Origin of the sequence: Alteribacter natronophilus, assembly GCF_006007885.1 — a bacterium.
Classification (GTDB): Bacteria; Bacillota; Bacilli; order Bacillales; family Salisediminibacteriaceae; genus Alteribacter; species Alteribacter natronophilus.
In genome coordinates this window covers 690,197-712,629 of record NZ_VCRO01000001.1, presented here as the reverse complement: position 1 = coordinate 712,629, position 22,433 = coordinate 690,197, and the positions used below count along the sequence as shown (strand labels likewise).

Genomic DNA, 22,433 nt, shown 5'->3' with positions numbered 1-22,433 from the left:
TTTTGAGATATAATTTTATTAACCTCAGGGCTTACGGACACTTTACCGATTATCAGCTGGATTTCTCCGCAAGTAAAGGATTTCACTTCATTTACGGCCAGAACGAAGCCGGTAAAAGCACCGTACTGCGTGCGGTCTCCAATTTCCTGTACGGATTTCCGGCACAGACCCAGGATTCCTTCCTCCATGAGAACAGAAAACTTCTCATTGAAGGCGAAATAGAAAAAAGCGATGGCACCTCTATGCATTTTCTCAGAAGGAAAGGAAGAAAGAACACACTCCTCACTCCGGACCGAAAGCCACTTGATGACGGGACAGCCGACCGGTTTCTTCAGGGACTTTCAAGAGATTATTTTCAGACAATGTTTGCTCTTAATCATATATCGCTCCGTGAGGGAGGAGAAAATCTCCTGCATGGTGACGGTGCCGGCGAAGGGCTTTTTTCCGCAGCTTCCGGGATCAGTACGTTAAGGGAAACGGGCAGGGAGCTTGAAAATGAGGCGAAGAACCTTTTTCTCAAGAGCGGGCAGAAACCGCTGATCAATAAACTGCTGCGGGATGAAAAGGACCTTACGAAGGAAGCGGCATCGGGTCAGCTGAAAATCAGGGACTGGAAAGCGCTCAGAGAACAGTTCGAGCAGGGTGTAAAAGACATTGAAGAGCTTACGGAGAAACTGAAAAGGACAGACCTGGAAGAAAAACGGACCGAACGGATTCTTCAGCTTCTTCCTAAAGCTGCTGAAAGAAGTCACCTGAAAGAACAGGTGTCACTGCTCGGTACCCTGCCGGATCTGCCTGAAAACTGTCTTCACATACTGGAAGAATGCAGAAATGCGATAGAAGCAGACAGCAGAAAGATTGAGAGACTTAAACAGGAACTGGAGTCCATCGAGGAACAGAAACAGGAGATTCATGTCCCTGATGATATCCTTGATCAGGAGGATGTCATTGTCTCCCTTTACAGAAAAAGCGAACGTTATGAAGAAGATGTAAACGAACTGCCCCGGCTTCAGGAGAGTTTTTCAAACCTGGCGGAAGAACTCGGTAACTATCTCCAGGAGCTGTTACCGGATGCGGAGGACATCAGTGAGATCAGCAGACTGCGTATTTCTGCAGAAAATAGAAAGACTGTAGCATTTCTCGCTTCCGAGGAGCCCGCTGTTCAGCAGAAAATACAGAATCTGCGCGGTCAGATTGAAGAGCTGGAGCAGGTGATAGCGGATTACGGGCGAAAGCTGGAAGAGTCCGGCGATACAGAGAATGCCGAGGAACTGAAAATGTTTTTTGAAGAGCTTTCATATAAAGGAAACACAGCAAGGGAGCTTGAAAAGGCAGAGGAGGAAATCAGACAGGTTAAGGATGAGATCCGTCAACAGACAGAGTCACTCCCTTACTGGAAAGGCTCACCGGAAGACCTCATGAACCTTAAAGTGCCTTTACTCAAAGAAACAATCAGACAGGCCGGCGAGGATAGAGCAAGGCTTTTACAGCTTACTGAAAGAAAAAACGAACAACTGGAGCAGGCAAAGGGAAAAATAAAGCAGCTCCGCGGGCAGATCAGTGATCTTGAGTCCAGTGTGAAAATACCGTCGAGAGATGATCTGGCAAAAACCCGTGAAAAACGCGACCGTGGATGGCTGATGATCCGGTCAATGCTGTTTTCCGGTGGTACCGGGCCCGTGAAAGATGATATCGACTCATATACCGGGGGCCGGCCGCTTGAACTGGCTTACGAAGACAGCGTCAGGACATCAGACGCAACAGCAGACCTCATGCACAGAGAAGCAGAAAAAGTCGGAAGAAAAGTTCAGCTTCAGACTGCCCTCCAGTCAGCTGAAACGGAAGCAGAAAAACTTGCCGCTGAGAAAGAGGATCTGGATACGGAACTCGAAAAATGGCAGGACTCCTGGGAGGAAAAGTGGCAGGATTCAGGATTCCCTTTACTGACTCCCGGGGAAATTGGCGAATGGCTTGGTGAATATGAAACAGTAACCGGGCAGATCCGCAGATTAAAATCACTTCAGGAGCAATCGGGTACCCTTACTGCAACGCTTCAGGAGCAGCGAAGGTCCCTTTGTACAATTCTTGAAACAGAAGACAGCAGCAGTACATTTGATGAACTTCTTGCAAAAGCGAGAGAACAGATGGAGACACTGCAGAATAAAGCAAATGAAAAAGAAAACCTGTTAAACAATCTGGAAAATTCCAAACGCCATCTGGAAGTAAAAAAATCCGATCTCGCCTCAGCCGAGCTGCAGGCGGAGGAGTGGAAAAAAGAGTGGACGAAAGCGGTTGACGGACTCCCATTGAATCCAGACACCAGACCCCAGGTCGTAAAGGAAATACTGGATACTTATGCCTCTGTACTGGATTCTTTTGAGGAATATAAAAAAACTGAACGGAAAATTGCCACAGTGTCGGAACGAATCGATGCATTTGAATCCAGTGTCGAACAGATTACCGAACCGGCTTCGGCCGGTCTGAAAAAAGGCCAGTACGATACAGCTGTAAACCAGCTCCACGACCAGCTGAAAAAAGCAAATGACAGCCGTCACAGGCTTGATCGCCTTAACGAGAAACTGGAAGAAACCCATGAGTCCCTTTACAGTGCCGAAAACAGCCTTGGCCAGGCGGAGGAAAAACTGAACCGTCTTCTTACCGACAGCGGCTGCAGTGACGCTGAAGAACTCATCAAAACGGAAAGCCTGTGCAGGCAGAAAGCGAAGCTTGAAGAGAAGATCGACTCTCTTGAAACTCAGATGATTGCCATAGGACATGGCCAGAGCCTTACCGAACTTCTGAAGGAAATTCCTGATTCCGACAGGGAAACCCTTTCTTTCCGCCTGGATGAGCTGAAAGCTGAGCGACAGGAGCTTGAAAGCAGGAGAACGGAGGTAGTTGAGCAGTTCGGTGTAGTAAAGCATAACTACACTTCAGCAAAAGAAGGAGCCGGCAATACTGCAGCCCGCTATGAAGAAGAGAAACAGGTGATTCTGACACAGCTTGAAACGGCTGCAGAGGAATATGTAACATATAAGCTTGCAGCTGCTGTCCTGAAAAGAGGGATAGAATCATTCCGGGAGCAAAACCAGAGTCCAATCATTAACAGAGCCGGTGAACTGTTTGCACGCCTCACCCTCGGTTCTTTTACCGGTATCACAATTGAATTCAATGAGCAGGATAAACCGATTCTGGCAGGAACAAGGGAGGACGGAAGCCGTGTTCCAATTGCGGGAATGAGTGACGGCTCAACGGACCAGCTGTATCTTGCCCTGCGAATCGCCAGTATCGAAAAATACGTGAAAAATAACGAACCTGTCCCTTTTATTGTTGATGATATTCTGGTGCATTTTGACGATGACCGCTCAAGGGAAACACTGAAAGTGCTGATCGAACTGTCTGAATTAACACAGGTTATTTTCTTCAGTCACCACCACCGTCTTAAGTCCCTTCTTGAGGAAACGGCCGATTCTGACCGGTGGCAGTTTATTTCCCTCTCATCTTCCCCCGTGTACGCTGATTAACAGTCGAACCTCCACTGCCCTGGTATGGCAGTGGAGGTTTTTCAGTGTCCATCCGGGTGCTAAGGTACAGGTGCTGAAAATAGCAGTAACTGACGGGCCTTCAGCAGATAAAAATGGTAAACTGTTCCTTATACTCATGAATAAACGGAGTGATCACAATGGATCTTAATACATATCTCAGACTGGATGCCACTGACCTTGCTGAACTCGTAAGAAAAATGGAGATGAAACCGGAGGAGCTTATAAACCTCAGCCGCAGGCGGTTTACGGAAGTTAACCCGGCCCTCAATGCGGTTACTCACCACCGGTATGAAAAAGCCGCACATGAAGCCGGCAGCAGCCGGGACGGTCTGTTAGCCGGTGTTCCGTTCCTTTTAAAAAATATCTCCCAGTCCCTGAAAGGAGAACCGATCACGTCCGGTTCATTTCTCCTTAAGCAGTGGAAGGCCAGGCAGGATTCCCATTTCGTGAGCAGGCTTAAAAGTGAAGGTCTCATCATGTGCGGGCACACAAACACTCCTGAATTCGGCCTCAAGAACATAACAGAACCACGACTTTACGGAGCGGCAAGAAACCCTGCAGATCTGCGGTATTCACCAGGAGGATCAAGCGGGGGAGCAGCGGCTGCCGTTGCTGCAGGAATCGTACCTGCAGCAGGAGCAAGTGATGGAGGGGGCTCTATTCGGATTCCTGCTTCTTTTACAGGCCTTACCGGACTGAAACCGACCAGAGGCCGTACTCCCGTAGGTCCCGGGATCGGGAGACAGTGGCAGGGAGCAGCTATCGATTTTGTTCTCACACGAACGGTGAGAGACTGTGCACTGTTTCTTGATATTCTGGAAACGGTACAGCAGGATGCCGCCTTTCAGGTACCACGGTACGGCGGGCGGTATACGGATTGTGTGAATGAAGAAAAAAACGGGCCGCTCCGCATCGGTTTCAGTGTTAATTCCCCGGTCGGTACTCCAGTTCATCCGGATGCTGAGGCAGCGGTTGTCCGCACAGCCCGCTGGCTGGAACAAATGGGCCATCAGGTTGAGGAGGCAGAACCGGATATTGACGGGATTGAACTTATGAAACAGTATTACCTGATGAACTGCGGGGAAATGGCGGCTGCAGTAAAATCACTCGGACAGCTCACAGGCAGAAATCCGGGTCGAAATGATATGGAAATGGAATCATGGGTACTTGCGAAAGCCGGAGAGAGGGTATCTGCTGCTGATTATTCCCTGAGTCTTTCAGCCTGGGATCGTGCCGCTGCAGATGCAGCCGAATTTCACAGTGTATATGACATGTATCTGACCCCTGCAACAGCCTCAACGGCTCCCGGAATCGGTGAGCTTACAATGGAAAAGAAAAAGCAGGAGGCACTCATTGATAATGTGGAGAGTGCCTCATTTGAAAGGCAGCAGGAGCTGATCTACGAGATGTTTCTGCCGAGTCTCACCTATACACCATTTACACAGCTTGCCAACCTTACAGGTCAGCCGGCAATTTCACTGCCTGTGTCAGTAAACAAAAGCGGTCTTCCACTTGGGATCCAGCTGTTGGCAGCAAAAGGGAGAGAGGACCTCCTGCTGAAAACGGCCGGCCTGATTGAAAAATCCCCGCTCTGGAAGCCGGCAGACCCGCACGCTGTCAATACTGAGCAGAGTTTTTGATCCACCGGACCGGGAAAGTTATACTACCCTGTAAAGAAAAATCCTATTTATACGGAGGTCACATGTAATGTCTCATTCGTCTCTGTCAGAAACAGCATACTCTGTACTGGACCTTGCTCCGGTACTTGAAGGGGAGGAAACCTCCCTGTCATTCAGAAATTCACTCGACCTCGCCCGTCATGCAGAAAAATGGGGATACAGCCGTTACTGGCTTGCCGAGCACCACAATATGCCCGGAATAGCAAGTTCAGCAACGAGCGTTGTTATAGGGCATATTGCCGGGGGCACAGAGACCATCCGTGTCGGTTCAGGCGGCATTATGCTTCCAAACCATGCCCCGCTTGTAATTGCGGAACAGTTTGGCACCCTGGAATCACTTTTTCCGGGCAGAATCGATCTCGGTCTCGGACGTGCTCCCGGCACGGATTTTCAGACAGGGAGGGCCCTGAGGAGAGATGAGCGTGGAGGGGCTGATTTTGAAAGCCTTGTAGAGGAACTGAGAGGATACTTTGAAAACCCGGACGGAAAAAAGGTAAAAGCCGTTCCTGGAGGGGGACTCGATATACCAATCTGGCTTCTGGGGTCCAGCGGGTACAGTGCCCGGCTTGCAGCTAAGCTTGGTCTTCCATTTGCCTTTGCCAGTCATTTTAATCCCGAACATACCCTTGATGCACTTGAGCTTTACAGAAGCAGCTTTGAACCTGGTGTGCTGGATGCGCCCTATACTGTAACAGGGGTTAATGTAATTGCGGCCGAAACTGACGAAGAGGCCGAGTATCTCGCCTCTTCTCAGAAACAGCAGTTTCTGGAGCTTGTCAGAGGGACACCAGGTAAGCTTAAGCCGCCCCGGTATGATATAGAATCCCTTATGATGCCTCATGAAAAAGCGGCCCTGGACCGTCAGCTGGCATCTTCTATTTACGGAAGCAGGGACACAGTTAGACAGAAACTTCATTCCTTCGTTAAGGAAACAAACAGCGATGAAGTAATGATCGTCGCCCAGGTCTATGATCACGAGGCCAGGCTGAACTCCTACAGAATCACCAGTGACATTTTCCGCAATAAATGAAGAAGCTGTCATGGCCCACGGGGCTGTGTCAGCTTTTTTATTCCACGACTCCTCCATGAGTGATTTTGGCGGTAACATTCACGGTCACGTTAACATCAGGATACTGCTCCAGCCTTATACTGAATCATGTGAAAATCATCCGACTGATGAAAATCATCCAGCAAAAGCTGAAAGGTTCTCCGGCTGCTATCCCGGTCTGTTTTCTGCTGGACAGGTCACCACGAATCACTCCAGTCTTTCAGGTTATGTGTATTATTTGAAAAACAGCAGAAAATATGCGGAAAGGCACACACTACAGGAGGGTTTAGGATGAAAAAAAAGTACTATATTCAGCTCAATCCAATCAGTATGGACTTTATCAGTGATGTCAGTATTGCAGACGGCTCCAACGGTTATGAATATGAAATCGAGGCAACAGAGGAGGAGATCACAGAGCTTCAGGATGCGCTGCAGCATGCACAGGCCCACGACTCCGATGAACAGAGTCTGCTTTCATTTCATCACTACCAGGATGAGTTTGCCGACCATGACCGAAGAGAGTACCGGGATGAACTGACAGACATCTTCAGAAAGCTCTATCAGCTCGGAACTCCAAAGACAAAAAAGGCGATAGAGGAAATCGGCGCACTCGATGATTAAAGACAGGAATATACACGAACTTCCGGCGGAAACCGGGGGTTCTTTTTATGAACAGACATAAAACGTCAATTATCACATCTTTACTTTTCTGAAAAAGTTTTATTTTGGCGATAATATGCACAATAACGGGAGATTTAAGGAAAGTACCAATCCTTTTATCAGGGCGGTTACAGTCATATTTCAATACCATTAAACTCGCCGGATTACAATTCTATTATTCTGAAAATTATTATATTGTAATGTCATACACTTCAAGGAGGCGATTCAGGTATGACATTAAACAGACTGAGGACAAAGTGGTTTGTCTGTCTTTTTGCAGCTTTTTCCATCTTTATGATTGCCGGCCCGCATCAGGCTGATGCTTCGAATGTACTGGGTGACAATCTTTTAAAACAGGGAGTGGAAAACGAGGAGACAGCATACCTTCAGGAGCTGCTGAATAAACGGGGATACATAGAAGAAGTGAATGGTGTTTTCGATAAAACAACTGCCGAAGCGGTAAAAGCGTTTCAGGGTGACGCTTCCATAAAGGTTGATGGCGTTGCAGGCCCGCAGACGCTTGGGGCGCTTCAGGTACTCCGTCAGGGCGACAGAGGTGATGCTGTTCTGGCACTTCAGGAGGATCTTAAGCAGCTGGGCTATTATAACGGTAAGCTTGATGGTGTTTTTGGCCCGGTAACTCACCGGTCGATAACTGATTTTCAGCGGGAGCAAGGCATTCTTACAGACGGTCTCGCTGGTCCGCAGACTTATGGAAAAATACATGGACGGCTTCAGGGGGCTCAGGAGACAGCTGTAGCATCCGCATCATCAGGATCTGAATCAGCAGGTACAACGGAAGAGGAATCAAATGGGTCTGAATCGTCAGCAGATGAGGAAAGCACACCTTCCTCATCCAGATCTTCCGCGAGCAGTGACAGCGGGGAAAACAGCAGTACCGATTCGGTAAGTGAGCCTGCCTCCGCGTCCGGGTCGGATTCTGAATCGGCGTCTGAATCCACCTCACGCAGTGGCTCAGCATCAGAGCCCGAAGGCAGAACGTTCACTGTAGAAGCAACTGCTTACACGGCCTACTGTAACGGATGTTCAGGGATCACCTTTACCGGCCTTGATCTGAGAAGCAACCCCGATAAAAAGGTAATTGCCGTAGACCCGTCTGTTATTCCGCTCGGTTCGCAGGTTCACGTTGAAGGGTATGGAACGTTCCTCGCTGCCGACATAGGCGGAGCTATAAAGGGCAACAGAATTGATATCTTTATGCCAGACAGAAGTGATGCTCTCGCATTTGGACGCAGGGATGTAGCAGTTACTGTAATCGACTGACATTCAGGCAGGAAAGTTAATATATCAGCTGCACAGGAAAACACCCGCCGGTGTTCTGATCCCGGCGGGTGCTGCATTTATACATGACAAGGTCAGCTGAAATAATCTTCTTCAAGGTTATTGATTCTGTCCAGTGCCATTTTTGCCCAGTCACTCTGATCGTTTTGGAGAGCGGCTTTTTCTTTTTCAAGGGCTTCTTTCAGTGAACTTCTGTAATCAGGTACAGTTCCCTCGTACGGTTTTACCAGAGAAGCAGGGACATTCGTTTTTTCCCGTTCACCAAGAGCCCTGCGCTCATGAAAAAGAGGCACATCCGTCTGTTTCGGGCTGTGAAGGTCACCCTGCTTCGGGTGTTTGAGTACCGCCATAACTTTAACCACATATCTGTCTTTCTTAATATCGGTAATTTCCCCAATATACTTGCCTGTTTTGTATACTCCGGTAACAACCGTACCAGGAGCGTAGTTGGAATCAGTCACAAAGGAACCCTCCAGTAAATAGTCTGTTACATTATCTTACGGATGCTGATAGCCCCTGTGCCATTTCTGGTAGAGTGAGGAACAGGAGCTGTGTGAAAAGGAGGAAAATCGAAGATGATTACCTGTACGTTTAGAAAGGACCACCGTTTCTCCGTCCAGAAAATTCTTACGATGATTCATGCCACCAGCCGGTTTGAGAGTGAGCTTTATATTCTTAACGGGGAAAAAAGCTATAACCTGAAAAGTGTGCTGGGCGTAATGAACCTGTTTTTCACCACAGCCTCCGGACAGATCCTTTCCATCAGTGCAGAAGGGCCGGATGCCGAAGAGGCGGTAAGGACGCTGAGTGTGCTGGTGGAGAAAACAGAACAATGATCAGAGGGAGGAGCCGATCAGTTCGTGAGTAAGCTCCTCCTCTAAAAAGCCGGCTTTTCCAATGCTGCTTTCAAGTTCCACAATGTAAACAGACTTTTCCTTTTTTATCCAGGAAACATACGTATCATAAAACGGATGCTCTTCCTGAAAGTATTCGTGCAGTTCAGTAAGGGTCCTGCAGACAGCAGTAACATTTCCTTTACCCACGTAACTGCTGCGGCCCTGCTTATTTACATACACAATATCTCCTACAGTAAACAATGGCATCCACTCCAAGGTTTAATTTCATTTACTACTATAGCATAAATGAAAGCGTAACTATAACCATCTGCAGGGTAATGACAAGGGGGAAAGCGGGATTATAAAGGAGAATTCCGGGAAAAAAATGAGCCGGCTGCGGGGATCACTCATCCGCGCAGCCGGCCTTCTTTGGATTTCAGGATCTGTAAAACTGACTCAGGTATCTGAAATGAGGTCTTACAATAAAGTTGTTCAGGAATGCGGAACGGCGTGAACCGGGGAAGCGTTTTTCATTCAGAAATCCGATAATGGTGCTTGCCTCAACGATTCCTATTCCGTGTCCGAAGTACATATCACCGTTCATAAGGATTGCATTTTCCCCCCGCCATTCAGGTGTTGCCCTGTTAAAGTCGGGGTTATCAAAGTACACGCAGTCACCAGGGATGTAATCGGTGCTGACATGGGCATGCATACCGAGGTTACTGTCAGCTTCCCATGAGAACAGATAAACATGGGGAAACAGCCTGTTAAACACAGCGGGACCGAGTGCATCGAGGACAGCTTTGTAAAAGACGATTACAATGGCTACCGCGCACTCGAACGCATAGAGCGTACCGTTGTTAAAGATATCGTTTATGCCCACATGCGTCGGTACACCGGGCCGGAGATAAAAACCGCCGCGGCCGGTCCGGTACCAGAGATAGTCGTTACAGTATGAAGTGGTGAAGGTGGCAAAAGAAGCACCGCTTTCATTCAGAAAGTAAGAAGCTCTAATGATATGCACACGCAGATAAAGCTCGAAGTAGAGCTCGTGGAGAGAAGCATAATCAAAAACGTCTCGGTAGCCGTCCATCAGTTTCAGAATCCGCTGCTGTTCGGGACTCAGGCTGCTGAGGTTCAGGGTTTCGATCTGCAGCCGCTGTCCGTTTATCCGGATCATCGGCAGTCCACTCCTTCCGGGCAGGATAAGGCCGGTATAGAAGATAACTATGTTCATTTACATTGAATCATTTCATTTTTTTTAACGGTTCGTGTACAGTAGAAGGGAAACACTGGTATGAACCAGTGCATGCAGAAACCGTACAGAGTATTTTTAACAAAGATAAGATCTGAAAAGGAATGATGACAACATGATGTTTCCCGAAAAGAAAATAAAACTGATCGCACTCGATATGGATGGAACGCTTCTTGGGAGTAATATGGACGTTTCACCTGAGAACGCCGAGTCAATTAAACGTGCCCATGAACATGGAATTGAAGTCGTGCTCAGCACCGGCAGGATGATGCTGACAGCAGGGAAATATGCAGAAGACCTGGGGTTGAAATCCTACCTTGTCACTGTAAACGGAAGTGAAGTATGGCATACAGACGGGAGTCTCGTGGACAGACAGCTCCTGGATGTCGAGTTTATGGAGCTCATGAGGGACCTCACTGACGAGCACAAAACCCACTTCTGGGCTGCATCTGTTGATAAAGTGTGGAATGCAGAGCTGCCTGAAAAACTGGACGAGTACGAGTGGATGAAGTTCGGCTTTGATGTGGAGGACGATGAGGTCCGCGAAAAGATCCGGGCGGTTCTTTCTGGTAAAGAGGGGCTTGAGATCAGTAACTCCAGTTTGAAAAATCTTGAAATAAACGCAGCGGGGATCAACAAAGCTGCAGCCCTGAAAAAAGTCTGCAACCGTCTTGGAATAACAATGGACGAAGTTATGGCGGTAGGGGACAGCCTTAACGACCTGGCCATGATTAAAGAGGCCGGGATCGGTGTGGCAATGGGTAATGCACAGGATTTTGTAAAGGAACATGCAGATTTCGTAACTTCAAGCAACCTCGAACACGGGGTGGCCCAGGCGATTGATCTGGCAATCAGGGCAGGACGCTGAAAAGAGCAAGCGTTCCCGCCCCGGCAAACACAAGGATGGCAGTGAGGATCGTAAGGGGAGTCACCGCTTCCTCCTTTTTCAGGAGTATTCTTGCAAAAATAACGGTCAGTACCGGGTCTGCAGCAAGGATCGCCACAGCGTAGCTTACATACGTTAAAGACACAGCAAGATAAAAGAACAGCAGGGCAAAGCTTGTAAGAACTCCTGCCCAGATAAAGTGAGTACTTCTGAAATGAAACTTTAAAAACAAAGAAACAGAATCATGCACTTTAAATATTTCAACTACCGTAAGTAAAACAAACGAAATTAAAACCCCAAGAAATACACCAAGAATGGGTTCATAAAGAACGTTCATTGCTTCTTTTGTAAGTGCCTGGCCAATCCCGTAGCTTACGGCGGAAAACAGGGCAAGTACGTAACCTGTTCTTCGTGCCGTTTCCGGATCTTCTCTGAACAGCTGTACTGCCAGAATGAAAAGGCCTGCAAAAATAAGCCCGATTCCTGTCCAGGGACCGGGCGTAATCTGTTCTCCGATTATTGTAACAGCAAACAGGACCGTAAAAACCGGCGCAGCGTTTTTGATGGCCACCGCTTTGGAGGATCCGTTCATTCTGATACTCGCGTAGAGAAGAGGCCGGCCCACCATGTTGATCAAAAATCCTGCCGCAGCAAAAAGAATAATTCCCTGCCGGTTTACGTCCGGCCATCCTTTAAAAAATGCCATAATCAGCAGTGCAGAAGCAAGAATCGCAGTATTAACAAAGGTAATTGTCCAGAGACCGTTATGAGCTGATTTCTGCATCCCCTTTTTCAGCACGATATTTGTAACCGAAAAGCAAAGGGCAGAGAGGAAAGCCAGGACAAGCCCCATTCGATCACCCGTTTCATTGTTTTAAGGCAAGTGTATGAGAACGTTTTACCTCATAACACTTCCGCCTGAGATTTTCACGGATTCACCGATCACGTTTTCCGCCGCATCCGTAAGAAGAAAAACGATGGTATGGGCCACTTCTCCCGGTTCAGTCAGCCTGCTGGAGGGAAGATTGTTCTCGATCTCTTGTTTTTCCTCTTCAAAGGACCGGTTATTGCGATCCGCTTTACGCTTTATTGCACCTCTTGCCATTTCTGTATTCACAAACCCGGGACAGACCGCGTTAACACGAATGTTATGTTCGATCGCTTCCACCGCCAATGACTGTGTGAAGCCGGTGAGTGCAAATTTAGAAGCACTGTATGCACTGTTTCCATACGTGCCCCGAAGGCCGGAGAGGGAGGAGACATTCACAATTACACCTTTCCCGAGCTCAATCATCTGCCGGTAAACAAGCTGGGTTAAGAGAAGGGTGGAGGTGAAGTTAAGTTCCATGATGGAGCGCACCTCTTCTTCTGTAAGATCCTTCATTACCGCACCGCCTGCTACACCGGCTGAATTTACAAGTCCGGTGATGGGACCGGCACTTTCAACAGCACTTTTTATAAGTGAGTGACGATCACTTTCCTCTGTAAGGTCGCACTGAACAGCTGTCACTTTGCCGGGAGGATGAAGGGACTCAAGTTCCTTTTTCAGCTTTTTAAGTTTTTCATTATTTCGGCCGGTTATGGTGACGGATGCTCCGCAGGCTGCTGCGTATTTTGCCGTTTCCATACCAATGCCGCCGGTAGCTCCCGTAATAACAATATGCTCACCTGCAAGGGCTTCTGGATGAAAAATAGTCATATTGCTGCCTCCTCTGATCAATTGTTTATACTTTCACTTGATTTCCCTGATTTCCCACTGATAAACAGATCAGTGCAACTGCTCATAAAAAAAGGAGTGTATTGAAAATGGAACAGATTAAAAACATTTACTGCATAGGCCGGAATTATGCCAGTCACGCACAGGAGCTTGGCAATAAAGTTCCCAAAAGGCCGCTGATTTTCTCAAAACCGACACACAGCCTGAGAAAAGCTGATGGAACCGTAGAACTGCCTGCTGACCGCGGAGAAATTCACTACGAAGCAGAAATTGTGCTTAAAATCGGCCGTACACCCGGTGACAGTTTTACTGTGGAAGAAGTCGTGGATGCCATGGCATTGGGCATTGATTTTACCCTTCGTGAAGAACAGACGCACCTTAAGGAAAAAGGGCATCCGTGGCTCAGGGCAAAAGGTTTCAAAAACGCAGCAGTGCTTACGGATTTCTGGGATTTTCCAGGAACGGAAACATGTGTCACAACGGAATTTTCACTGGTTCAGAATAATGATACCGTACAAAGCGGAAAAGCATCTGATATGATCTTTGATTTTCAAAGTCTCATAGCCGAATGCAGAGACTGTTTCGGGATTGGCCCCGGGGATATTATTTTTACCGGAACGCCTAAAGGTGTGGGGAAAACCCAGAATGGTGATTTATTCAGTTTATTTTGGGGGAATGAACGTAAAGGAGAATTTGATACAAGAATAATGTAGATTTCATTCGTAATTATCAGAATATTATTTGCAAACCAGAACAAATGTTCTATAATGTAATTACACCTCGTCAGACCTGAATATTTTAAAGAGAGGTGTAATTATGCCGGATAAAAGAAAAATCGAAGTCAGCGAGATGGTGAATTTATATGAAAAGGGTTATAAAACAAAGGCTGTGTTCGTATAGATTGTTGCTATTGGTCACATTATTAATGGAGCGAAAGGCGGTGACTCCAGCGGGAAAAGCATCAGGTGAAGACCCCGCAGGGCGCTTTTCCTGAGGAGGCTGAAGCGATGCCCGCGGAAAGCATCCGCCTGCAGCGTAATAAAACAACAATCTATCCGAAAACAGCTAAAACAAAAGATATTGCCTTAATGGCCGGCATTTCCATACGCCAGGTAAATAACCTTATGAATGAATTTGGTGTCGTGAGAAGAAAATTCGGGAGCTGGAAAAGGCAATATCATGTAAATGAATTATTTTTTGACACCTGGAATAAGGATATGTCTTACGTGATTGGCTTTTTTACTTCTGATGGGTGTTTAAATAGGAGTATGCAGACTATCAGTTTTTCACAAAAAGAAAAAGATATACTCATAGACATCAGGAAACTTCTTGGTTCAAATCACCCAATTGCAGTTAATCGCAGAACCGGTGTTCACTCATTAAACATCCACAGCAAACATATAAAAAGTACGCTATCCGATTATGGTTTTACTTCAGCAAAATCAACTTCATTAGACTTTCCGGAAGTACCCGAAGTTTTCCTGAGTCATTATATCCGTGGTTATTTTGATGGAGACGGTTTGATTAACGCCGGGAGGAATTTTATAACTTTTGTAAACGGATCCGGCTCATTTATGACCAGATTACATGAGATTCTTAATATACAAGGTTTTAATGTGAGAATAGAAAAATACAACAGTAAGCACTGGAGAGTTTTTATTAGTGGAAAAAATTCCATTTCTGATTTTGGAGAATGGATCTATAAAGATGCTGCAATTTATATCAGGAGGAAGAGGGAGATATTTCTCAGTTAACGCTGAGTTTGATTCTCTCATTTCTTAGTTTACATAATATGAATTATAGGAACCAATCTATAAAAACAATTTCTGGTATCAATTGATAAGTAAACTCAATATTTTGAGACGGAACAAAAAAATACCGGAACCATCGTTCGTTCCGGTTAAATCTTTTGTTCAGCTTTAGCCTTACTTGTCAGCGGGAAAATAAAATACAGCAGCAGATCATCATCCACTGAAACGTTTGATCCAGGTTTCACTGGTTCATTACGGTACATCAGACCCTGACGATCCGGCAGATACCCGCGTTTCACATACAGATGCATCGCTGTATTGTAATCTTTGTAAAGACCTACACCCAGGCCGACTTTACAATGATGTTTGGCTGCAATCCGTTCCAGTTCATCCATCAGTAATGTTGCAATTCCATTTCTTCTGAACTCGGGAAAAACGATCAAATCATTAATTTCCGGTATCTGCTGCTCCTTAAAATGCATATAACGGGATTCACAGATCATCTGACAGCATCCGGCGAGATTATTATTATAAAATGCCAGCAGAGTAATTCGTTTCCCGTAGCGGTTTTCTTCTATACACTGTTCAAAATAATCCTCATCACGGTCAATTCCCCGCGTAAGAAACGCGGCCTTAAGCATAAGAATATCTTCAGGTTCGATAGTTCGGATGATAGTTGGCTGCATCTTTCAGACCTCAGATCCTTCTTAATTATAATGTCTGATATAAACTTATCACAAATTAGGCCGAAAGTTTTGTTTGTTATCACTATGTAATCTATATGTAATTTCCCGTTGAAAAAACAGGCATTTTGGAGGGTGAAAGATTGTGAATTAAGCCTGGGATTCTACTTCCCCCCCTCCTTTCATCACACTTTCAGTCGCGTTTTCTGTTACTTTTACATACCTTTGGTCTTATGCTTCTCTTCTTAATGCCTGAAGAACGTTCACTCTCGTGGCCCTCAGTGCCGGACGGTAACCGCTGACTGTTGCTACAGCGACACTGATCAGTCCTGCGATTAAAACCAGTTCCGCCGGGATTGCTGAAAAGGTTATATTTAAGGTGTCAGTGCCGGTCGTGGCTTCGAGAATGGCCGGAATGATCACATTTGAAGCAGCACTGACAGCGTACGCAATGACAACTCCGAACAGTGTTCCCATTAACCCGATAGCACCGCTTTCCATCAGAAACATTCTTCTTATTCCCGCCGGATTCGCTCCGAGTGCTTTCATTACGCCGATTTCATGGGTCCGCTCTGTAACCGCCATGGTCATCGTATTAAATATGCCGATAGAAGCGATCAGGACCGCAATCGTTCCCACAAAAATCAGACCCGCCTTGAGGGCGTTGAAAAAGAGATTCATGCTGCTCAGTTCCTCTGATATGGAATACACACTGTATCCCTGCTCCTTCAACTCGGCAGTGACATTCTCCACATGCTCTACACTCGTCACGTGGGCATTTATTTCTGTATACATGTGTTCCTGACCCGTAAGTCCCATAAAGTGTTCCCGGAACTCACCCGCTACGTATATGTTCCCGTTCCGATTCCAGTCTCTCGATGGAGCCGCTGTAATCCCGGCGATCGTAAAGGTTTCCTCCTCGACAATTTCACCGCTTTCCTGATTGGTGAAGCTTACAGTAATGTTCTTACCGAGAACGGAACCACTGTAATCCCCTTCTTCAGGAGCAAAGTATGGATCTTCAGGATCAGTCCGCTGTTCTGCTGCTTCCGGTGATATCAGAGACTCACTGAAGTGATAGCCTACAAGAATTTCGTTTTCAGAAGCCGGAAAATCCCCTTCCGACAGGCTCAGATTTGAATCCTTTTCAGCTTCGAAATCAGTTACAATCACCTGTGCACCGGACATGTAATCTTCGAGAGTAACTGACGGTGATACATCCATATGGTAAACCATTCCCCTTGGAACAACCGTACGTATGTGTTCCAATTCTTTAATTTCTTCAATTGTCCGTTCATCGATTCCCTGCAGCTCATCACTTTCATACCGATCCCAGATCTGAATCTGCGTAAGAGGCTGATGGCTGGACGCCTCCTCCATCAGGCTGCTCTGAAGTCCAAAACCGACGGATGCAAGGACTATGAGAAAAGCGGACCCCATTGTTGTTGCAAGCACAGTCATAAATATACGCAGCTTGTTTTTCCTCATATTTCTCATGGTGAACTGAACCTGATCACTTAGCTTCACTGTACTCCCCCCTCTCCTCTGTTAACCTGCCGTCAGTAAGCGTGAGCCGTCTGTCAGCCCGGGAAGCTACTTCATGGTCGTGTGTTATCAGTACAAATGTAATATTTTTTTCCTCATTCAGAGTTCTGATTAGAGTCAGAATATCCTGCTCTGTTTCAGAATCGAGACTCCCTGTTGGTTCGTCTGCAAAAATAATGGCTGGTTCGTTTATAAGCGCTCTGCCTATGGATACCCGCTGCTGCTGTCCTCCTGACAGTTCATTTGGATAATGTGAGCTCTGATGTTCAAGTCCCACTTTCCTTAACATTTTTTCAGCTTTTTCTCTTCGCAGCCGTTGATTTTCTCCCTTTAAAACCATTGGAAGTTCTATATTCTCCAGTGCTGTTAAACCCGGTATCAATTCATAGTTCTGAAACACAAACCCAATATGTTCAAGACGGAATGAAGACCACCCCTTTTCACTGAGCCCGGTTACATCTTTACCGTTAATCGTAATCATTCCGGAATCGACAGAAATAAATCCGGACAGAAGGTTCAGTAAAGTAGATTTTCCGGACCCGCTTTTTCCTGCAATGGCAGTGATCTCCCCTTTTCTGATCTCAAAATTTACATCTCTAAGAACAGGAACGTCCGTTCTCTTCCCTTTTTTACCTATGGTATAGGCGTAATGGACATGCTTTACTTCGATCATTTTCTTTCCTCCCCCTCATTTTATCAACGGTGTAACGTGTGTATTACACTAAATAGTACACTTAAGATAATATAGTTCCTTTAAACTGTTGTCAACACATTTTTCCAGCTGGTTAACCTGTCGCACCACAAAGAGACCCGGAAGGTTTAATCCTCCCGGGCCGTTTAATATTTATTGCATCTCTTTAATTCGGAGACTGATTTTCTTTATAACAGCGATGGATCCTTTCCTGATGCAGGTTCAATCCAGGCATCGGTTACAGGACCGGTTTCTGTCGTATCAAATACGAACGATCCGTTTGTATACCGGTCACTGGCTCTTACTTTCCTTGATTCAACAGATGCTGTCTTCCCGTTTTCACCCTGAATATATACAGTGGAAGGCTCATCAAGAGCGAAGAAAAATACTGTTCTGTGAGGATGCCGTTTCAGTTCCTTCAGCATAACAACTCCCCGTTTTGCACGTGTGGTTTTCTCAAATGCAGAAAGATTCATCCGCTTATACGCCCCCCGCTGGGTAATCAGGAAAAGAGAAGGCGTACTGTCCTGACTGAAGGCGATGCCGCTGACAACATAATCATCCGGTTTCAGATTGACAGCTTTTACACCCGCTGTGCGCTGGCCGGTAATGCTGACTTCCTCCTCATCGAACCATAATCCATAACCTGTATATGTGGCAAAAAACAGGTTGCTCTGCCCGTCTGTCAAATGAACGTCCACAAGTTGATCGCCTTTTTTCACTTTCACTGCCATCAATGCTCTTGAGTATCGCTGTGCCTTATAATCAGGCAGTGGCGTACGCTTGACCATGCCGTTTTTCGTTACAAATAGAAGGTACTGCTTTTCACTGAATTCGCTGACAGGGATCGCTTTGATGATCTCATCATCACCAGCCATCTGAACGATGTTGGCTACATGCTGCCCGTTATCCTTCCAGCGGATGTCCGGAAGCTGGTGAACCGGTATATAGAGATAGGATCCCTGGCGGGTAAATAACAAAAGTGTCTCTGTTGTATTGATTTCGAATTCCCCGATCAGTCTGTCTGTCTCTTTCATCCCTGGTGGTTCGCCCTTGGAAGATGCGTGTGACCTGAGGCTTGATCGTTTCACATAGCCTTCCTTTGTTACTGTAACCATAACATCTTCTGAAGGAACGACAACTTCCAGGTTAACTTTAAGGTCTTCGATTTCCTTTTCGACAACCGAACGGCGTTCTTCAGCGTATTCTTTGCGTATAGCACGAAGCTCACGCTTAATTTCACTGATCAGCTTTTTTTCGCTGGCCAGAATGGCCGTTAGTTTTTCAATCTGTTTTTTTAATTCTTCACTTTCTTTCTGCAAAGTGGTGATATCTGTATTTGTAAGCCTGTACAGCTGGAGATTGACGATTGCCTCGGCCTGGGGCTCAGTAAACCCGAATGCCTCCTGGAGACCGCGCTTTGCATCAGCTTTATCCTTACTGGCACGAATCTTTGCAATGACATCGTCAAGAATCGAAATGGCTTTCATGAGTCCTTCAACGATATGCTGACGATCCTGCGCTTTTTTAAGGTCAAATTCCGTCCGTCTGGTAACGACTTCCTTCTGATGCTGGATGTAAGCATCGAGAAGCTTTTTCAGACCCAGCTGCTGCGGCGTTTTATTGTATATGGCCACCATATTGAAGTTGTAGGTAATCTGCAGATCAGTGTTTTTAAATAAAAAGGTGAGAATTCCTTTTGCATCGGCATCTTTTTTCAGTTCAACAACAACTCTAAGCCCGGTTCTGTCCGTTTCATCCCTTACTTCAGCAATACCGTCCACTTTCCGGTCAAGACGGAGTTCGTCCATTTTTTTGACAAGGTTCGCTTTATTTACTTCATAAGGGATTTCATCAATTACAATCTGTTCCCGGCCGCCGCGCATTGTTTCTATTTCCGTGCGTCCGCGGACAACAACTTTGCCTTTACCGGTACTGTATGCTTTTTTAAGGCCTTCAACGCCCTGAATAATGCCCCCGGTGGGAAAGTCAGGTCCCTTAATATACTCCATAAGGTCATCAACACTGCATTCCGGCTTTTCCATCTGATGGATGGCAGCGTCAATAACCTCCCCCAGGTTATGGGGAGGCAGATCCGTTGCATACCCGCTTGAAATACCCGTAGAACCGTTCACCAGCAGGTTCGGAAACCGTGACGGAAGAACAACCGGCTCGGAATCAGAGTCGTCGAAGTTTGGCATGAATTCAACGGTATCCTTTTCAATATCTTTCAGCATTTCAGCGGAAATCCTTGAAAGACGTGCTTCTGTATAACGCATTGCAGCCGGCGGGTCTCCGTCGATGGAGCCGTTGTTTCCGTGCATTTCAACAAGCAGATGCCTCATTTTCCAGTCCTGGCTCAGACGTATCATGGCCTCATACACTGAAGTATCCCCGTGAGGATGGTAATTACCAATTACGTTACCAACGGTTTTGGCAGATTTCCGGAACGGCTTGTCTGCTGTATTGCGGTCATGATGCATCGCATACAGGATTCGTCTCTGCACGGGTTTAAGCCCGTCCCTCGCATCCGGGAGGGCACGGTCCTGGATAATGTATTTACTGTATCGCCCGAATCTGTCTCCGATTACGTCTTCAAGAGGCAGATCCAGGTAACGGTCCTTTTCCTGTTCCACTTATGACTCCTCCTCGGTGACCACCAGGTTTTCACTGTCCAGAATGTTTGTTTCCTCTTCAAGACTGAAGGCCACATTCGATTCAATCCATTTTCGTCTCGGTTCCACCTTGTCTCCCATGAGGGTGGACACGCGCCGCTCCGCCCGGGCGATATCATCAATTTTGACACGTACAAGTGTGCGCGAATCAGGATTCATGGTCGTTTCCCACAGCTGGGTGGCATCCATCTCACCGAGCCCCTTATATCGCTGGATTGTATAGCCTTTACCGACTTTTTTCATCGCACCCTTTAGCCCATCTTCATCCCAGGCGTATTCGGTTTTCTCTTTTTTCCCGCTCCCTTTGCTTACTTTATAAAGCGGTGGCAGGGCAATGTAAATCTTCCCTGCTTCGATGAGCGGGCGCATATACCGGTAGAAAAAAGTCAGCAGAAGCACCTGAATGTGCGCACCGTCTGTATCTGCATCGGTCATAATGACAATTTTATCGTAATTGATATTATCAATATCAAAATCAGGTCCGACGTCCCCGCCGATTGCATAAATGATTGTACGGATTTCCTCGTTTTTCATAATATCAGCGAGCTTGGCTTTCTCTGTATTGATCACCTTTCCGCGCAGGGGCAGAACGGCCTGAAATTTACGATCTCTTCCCTGTTTTGCAGATCCTCCGGCCGAGTCGCCCTCAACAAGGTAAAGTTCGTTTTTCTCGCGGTTTTTTGACTGTGCAGGCGTAAGCTTCCCGCTCAGCATGGCATCTTTGCGCCTGTTTTTCTTCCCGCTCCGGGCATCCTCACGTGCTTTACGTGCAGCTTCTCTTGCCTGGGCCGCTTTAATGGCTTTGCGGATCAGGGTGTTGCTGATTTCCGGATTTTCCTCCAGGAAAAAGCTCAGCTTTTCACTCACAATGGAATCGACCGCAGAACGCGCTTCAGGGGTGCCGAGTTTCCCTTTCGTCTGTCCCTCGAACTGGAGTTTTTCCTCGGGCACCCGAATGGAGACGATCGCTGTAAATCCTTCGCGTATATCGCTGCCATCCAGGTTTTTATCCTTATCTTTAAGAAGATGAATTTTTCTTGCATGCTCATTAATACTCCGGGTTACCGCAGTCTTCGCTCCAAACTCATGTGTGCCTCCATCACGGGTGCGTACATTATTTACAAACGAAAGCATGTTTTCTGTGTACGCATCACTGTACTGAAAGGCGAAATCCACTTCAATTTCCTGCTGGACACCGGTGAAGGCAACAACAGGGTGAAGAATCTCTTTTTCCTCATTAAGGTAATCCACAAAGGCTTCAAGGCCTGTATCGAACTGGAACGTCTCCAGAACCTTTTCACCTGCAGGCCTTTCGTCTGTCAGGTCAATACGCATGCCTTTAATTAGAAATGCAGCTTCCCGCAGCCTTTCAGCAAGCGTTTCATAATTAAAATGGACCGTGCTGAAGATCGCAGGATCCGGTTTAAAGTGAACAGCCGTTCCGCTTTTGCGGGTGGTCCCTGTTTTTTCGAGGGTGGTTACCGGTTTACCACCGTTTTCAAAACGCTGTCTGTGCACTGAACCATCTCTGTAGATGGTAACTTCCAGAAACTCGGAAAGGGCATTTACGACAGAGGAACCGACCCCGTGCAGACCCCCACTTGTTTTATAACCTCCCTGACCGAACTTCCCACCTGCGTGCAGGATCGTAAATATTACTTCGGGTGTTGGTTTGCCTGTAGCATGAATACCGACAGGCATACCCCGTCCTTCATCCTGGACGGTTATACTCTCATCTTTATGTATGGTTACTTTAATATGATTGCCGTGACCTGCAAGAGCCTCATCCACGGCATTATCTACAATTTCAAATACAAGGTGGTGCAGTCCCCGATGGTCTGTACTGCCGATATACATCCCCGGACGCTTTCTTACTGCATCAAGACCTTCAAGTACCTGAATCGCTTCATCGTTGTAGGAAAAACCAGTATGCTGCGTCAATCTTGTAACTCCTTTCTTCTGTACCGGTCATAACATCGTGTGCCGACCACGCCGTTCTCTTCTATCATAACATAAGAACGCCCGTTCTCCGTTTATCTATTCTATCGGATGGACCAGAATTTGGAGAGCGTCTTTTGTACTATGTTAAATGTAGCGATTCATGTTTGATTTTTCAAGCAGTTTTGTGAATAAATCTCATTCGCACGGATTCCATGCGAT

General features: G+C 46.6%; 19 protein-coding genes. 9 read left to right on the top strand and 10 right to left on the bottom strand.

Annotation, left to right across the window (positions count from 1 at the left end):
- The first annotated feature begins 2 nt into the window (after nucleotides 1-2).
- The 5 genes from FGB90_RS03585 to FGB90_RS03565 all read left to right on the top strand — a co-directional run bounded on the left by FGB90_RS03585 (nucleotide 3) and on the right by FGB90_RS03565 (nucleotide 8,216).
- Nucleotides 3-3,524 carry a YhaN family protein gene (locus FGB90_RS03585; RefSeq protein ID WP_138809186.1) on the top strand — a complete coding sequence of 1,174 codons (3,522 nt, stop codon included), beginning with the start codon at nucleotides 3-5 and terminating at the stop codon, nucleotides 3,522-3,524.
- Nucleotides 3,525-3,682: 158 nt separating this feature from the next.
- On the top strand, nucleotides 3,683-5,185 hold the full coding sequence (locus FGB90_RS03580; protein WP_138809185.1) for an amidase family protein: 1,503 nt from the start codon (nucleotides 3,683-3,685) through the stop codon (nucleotides 5,183-5,185).
- Nucleotides 5,186-5,252: 67 nt separating this feature from the next.
- Nucleotides 5,253-6,254 carry an LLM class flavin-dependent oxidoreductase gene (locus tag FGB90_RS03575; protein ID WP_138809184.1) on the top strand — a complete coding sequence of 334 codons (1,002 nt, stop codon included), beginning with the start codon at nucleotides 5,253-5,255 and terminating at the stop codon, nucleotides 6,252-6,254.
- A gap of 309 nt (nucleotides 6,255-6,563) precedes the next feature.
- Nucleotides 6,564-6,893: a hypothetical protein gene (locus FGB90_RS03570; RefSeq protein WP_138809183.1), complete on the top strand. Its 330-nt coding sequence runs from the start codon at nucleotides 6,564-6,566 to the stop codon at nucleotides 6,891-6,893.
- A 270-nt stretch (nucleotides 6,894-7,163) separates the two neighbouring features.
- Nucleotides 7,164-8,216 carry a peptidoglycan-binding protein gene (locus FGB90_RS03565; protein ID WP_138809182.1) on the top strand — a complete coding sequence of 351 codons (1,053 nt, stop codon included), beginning with the start codon at nucleotides 7,164-7,166 and terminating at the stop codon, nucleotides 8,214-8,216.
- A gap of 92 nt (nucleotides 8,217-8,308) precedes the next feature.
- Here the strand turns inward: FGB90_RS03565 and kapB are convergent, their stop codons facing one another.
- The gene (kapB, locus tag FGB90_RS03560; protein ID WP_138809181.1) at nucleotides 8,309-8,695 is read right to left on the bottom strand and encodes a kinase-associated lipoprotein KapB; all 387 of its coding nucleotides are present in this window, start codon (nucleotides 8,693-8,695) and stop codon (nucleotides 8,309-8,311) included.
- A gap of 114 nt (nucleotides 8,696-8,809) precedes the next feature.
- Here kapB and FGB90_RS03555 point away from each other — a divergent pair, with 114 nt between their 5' ends.
- Nucleotides 8,810-9,070 (top strand): HPr family phosphocarrier protein, encoded by a 261-nt coding sequence (locus FGB90_RS03555; RefSeq protein WP_138809180.1) that lies wholly within the window; start codon nucleotides 8,810-8,812, stop codon nucleotides 9,068-9,070.
- Here FGB90_RS03555 and FGB90_RS03550 read toward each other — a convergent pair whose 3' ends face one another.
- Together FGB90_RS03550 and FGB90_RS03545 are read right to left on the bottom strand one after the other, a co-directional pair.
- Nucleotides 9,071-9,331, bottom strand: a complete 261-nt coding sequence (locus tag FGB90_RS03550) for a hypothetical protein (protein WP_138809179.1) — start codon at nucleotides 9,329-9,331, stop codon at nucleotides 9,071-9,073.
- 175 nt (nucleotides 9,332-9,506) lie between these two features.
- A complete protein-coding gene (locus tag FGB90_RS03545) occupies nucleotides 9,507-10,250 on the bottom strand; it encodes a protein-glutamine gamma-glutamyltransferase (protein ID WP_171051681.1) in 744 nt (247 codons plus the stop codon).
- 190 nt (nucleotides 10,251-10,440) lie between these two features.
- Between FGB90_RS03545 and FGB90_RS03540 the strand changes: the two genes are divergently transcribed.
- Nucleotides 10,441-11,193 (top strand): Cof-type HAD-IIB family hydrolase, encoded by a 753-nt coding sequence (locus tag FGB90_RS03540; RefSeq protein WP_138809177.1) that lies wholly within the window; start codon nucleotides 10,441-10,443, stop codon nucleotides 11,191-11,193.
- Here the strand turns inward: FGB90_RS03540 and FGB90_RS03535 are convergent.
- Together FGB90_RS03535 and FGB90_RS03530 are read right to left on the bottom strand one after the other, a co-directional pair.
- Nucleotides 11,177-12,064 (bottom strand): DMT family transporter, encoded by an 888-nt coding sequence (locus FGB90_RS03535; protein WP_138809176.1) that lies wholly within the window; start codon nucleotides 12,062-12,064, stop codon nucleotides 11,177-11,179. The two genes, FGB90_RS03540 and FGB90_RS03535, sit on opposite strands and share 17 nt — an antisense overlap.
- Before the next feature lie 45 nt (nucleotides 12,065-12,109).
- Nucleotides 12,110-12,910 (bottom strand): SDR family NAD(P)-dependent oxidoreductase, encoded by an 801-nt coding sequence (locus tag FGB90_RS03530; protein ID WP_138809175.1) that lies wholly within the window; start codon nucleotides 12,908-12,910, stop codon nucleotides 12,110-12,112.
- 107 nt (nucleotides 12,911-13,017) lie between these two features.
- Here FGB90_RS03530 and FGB90_RS03525 point away from each other — a divergent pair, with 107 nt between their 5' ends.
- Both FGB90_RS03525 and FGB90_RS03520 read left to right on the top strand, forming a co-directional pair.
- A complete protein-coding gene (locus FGB90_RS03525) occupies nucleotides 13,018-13,641 on the top strand; it encodes a fumarylacetoacetate hydrolase family protein (protein ID WP_138809174.1) in 624 nt (207 codons plus the stop codon).
- 252 nt (nucleotides 13,642-13,893) lie between these two features.
- Complete coding sequence (locus tag FGB90_RS03520; RefSeq protein ID WP_138809173.1) at nucleotides 13,894-14,682, top strand: LAGLIDADG family homing endonuclease; 789 nt, start codon at nucleotides 13,894-13,896, stop codon at nucleotides 14,680-14,682.
- Between the two features lie 146 nt (nucleotides 14,683-14,828).
- Here FGB90_RS03520 and FGB90_RS03515 read toward each other — a convergent pair whose 3' ends face one another.
- The 5 genes from FGB90_RS03515 to parE form a co-directional block, all read right to left on the bottom strand.
- On the bottom strand, nucleotides 14,829-15,365 hold the full coding sequence (locus FGB90_RS03515) for a GNAT family N-acetyltransferase (RefSeq protein WP_138809172.1): 537 nt from the start codon (nucleotides 15,363-15,365) through the stop codon (nucleotides 14,829-14,831).
- 228 nt (nucleotides 15,366-15,593) lie between these two features.
- Nucleotides 15,594-16,889 (bottom strand): ABC transporter permease, encoded by a 1,296-nt coding sequence (locus FGB90_RS03510; protein WP_138809171.1) that lies wholly within the window; start codon nucleotides 16,887-16,889, stop codon nucleotides 15,594-15,596.
- Nucleotides 16,876-17,580, bottom strand: coding sequence for an ABC transporter ATP-binding protein (locus FGB90_RS03505; RefSeq protein ID WP_138809170.1), 705 nt, complete (start codon nucleotides 17,578-17,580; stop codon nucleotides 16,876-16,878). The genes FGB90_RS03510 and FGB90_RS03505 overlap by 14 nt, the downstream gene beginning before the upstream one ends.
- 206 nt (nucleotides 17,581-17,786) lie before the next feature.
- Complete coding sequence (parC, locus tag FGB90_RS03500) at nucleotides 17,787-20,234, bottom strand: DNA topoisomerase IV subunit A (protein ID WP_138809169.1); 2,448 nt, start codon at nucleotides 20,232-20,234, stop codon at nucleotides 17,787-17,789.
- Nucleotides 20,235-22,214, bottom strand: coding sequence for a DNA topoisomerase IV subunit B (gene parE / locus FGB90_RS03495; protein WP_138809168.1), 1,980 nt, complete (start codon nucleotides 22,212-22,214; stop codon nucleotides 20,235-20,237).
- Between the last annotated feature and the right edge of the window lie 219 nt (nucleotides 22,215-22,433).

Excerpts from the sequence above, each read along its gene's own strand:
- FGB90_RS03525 (WP_138809174.1), top strand. The coding sequence starts at position 13,018 with ATGGAACAGATTAAAAACATTTACTGCATAGGCCGGAATTATGCCAGT.
- FGB90_RS03555 (WP_138809180.1), top strand. The coding sequence starts at position 8,810 with ATGATTACCTGTACGTTTAGAAAGGACCACCGTTTCTCCGTCCAGAAA.
- FGB90_RS03580 (WP_138809185.1), top strand. The coding sequence starts at position 3,683 with ATGGATCTTAATACATATCTCAGACTGGATGCCACTGACCTTGCTGAA.
- FGB90_RS03515 (WP_138809172.1), bottom strand. The coding sequence starts at position 15,365 with ATGCAGCCAACTATCATCCGAACTATCGAACCTGAAGATATTCTTATG.
- FGB90_RS03505 (WP_138809170.1), bottom strand. The coding sequence starts at position 17,580 with ATGATCGAAGTAAAGCATGTCCATTACGCCTATACCATAGGTAAAAAA.
- FGB90_RS03565 (WP_138809182.1), top strand. The coding sequence starts at position 7,164 with ATGACATTAAACAGACTGAGGACAAAGTGGTTTGTCTGTCTTTTTGCA.
- FGB90_RS03540 (WP_138809177.1), top strand. The coding sequence starts at position 10,441 with ATGATGTTTCCCGAAAAGAAAATAAAACTGATCGCACTCGATATGGAT.
- FGB90_RS03575 (WP_138809184.1), top strand. The coding sequence starts at position 5,253 with ATGTCTCATTCGTCTCTGTCAGAAACAGCATACTCTGTACTGGACCTT.
- FGB90_RS03545 (WP_171051681.1), bottom strand. The coding sequence starts at position 10,250 with ATGATCCGGATAAACGGACAGCGGCTGCAGATCGAAACCCTGAACCTC.
- FGB90_RS03530 (WP_138809175.1), bottom strand. The coding sequence starts at position 12,910 with ATGACTATTTTTCATCCAGAAGCCCTTGCAGGTGAGCATATTGTTATT.
- FGB90_RS03535 (WP_138809176.1), bottom strand. The coding sequence starts at position 12,064 with ATGGGGCTTGTCCTGGCTTTCCTCTCTGCCCTTTGCTTTTCGGTTACA.
- FGB90_RS03570 (WP_138809183.1), top strand. The coding sequence starts at position 6,564 with ATGAAAAAAAAGTACTATATTCAGCTCAATCCAATCAGTATGGACTTT.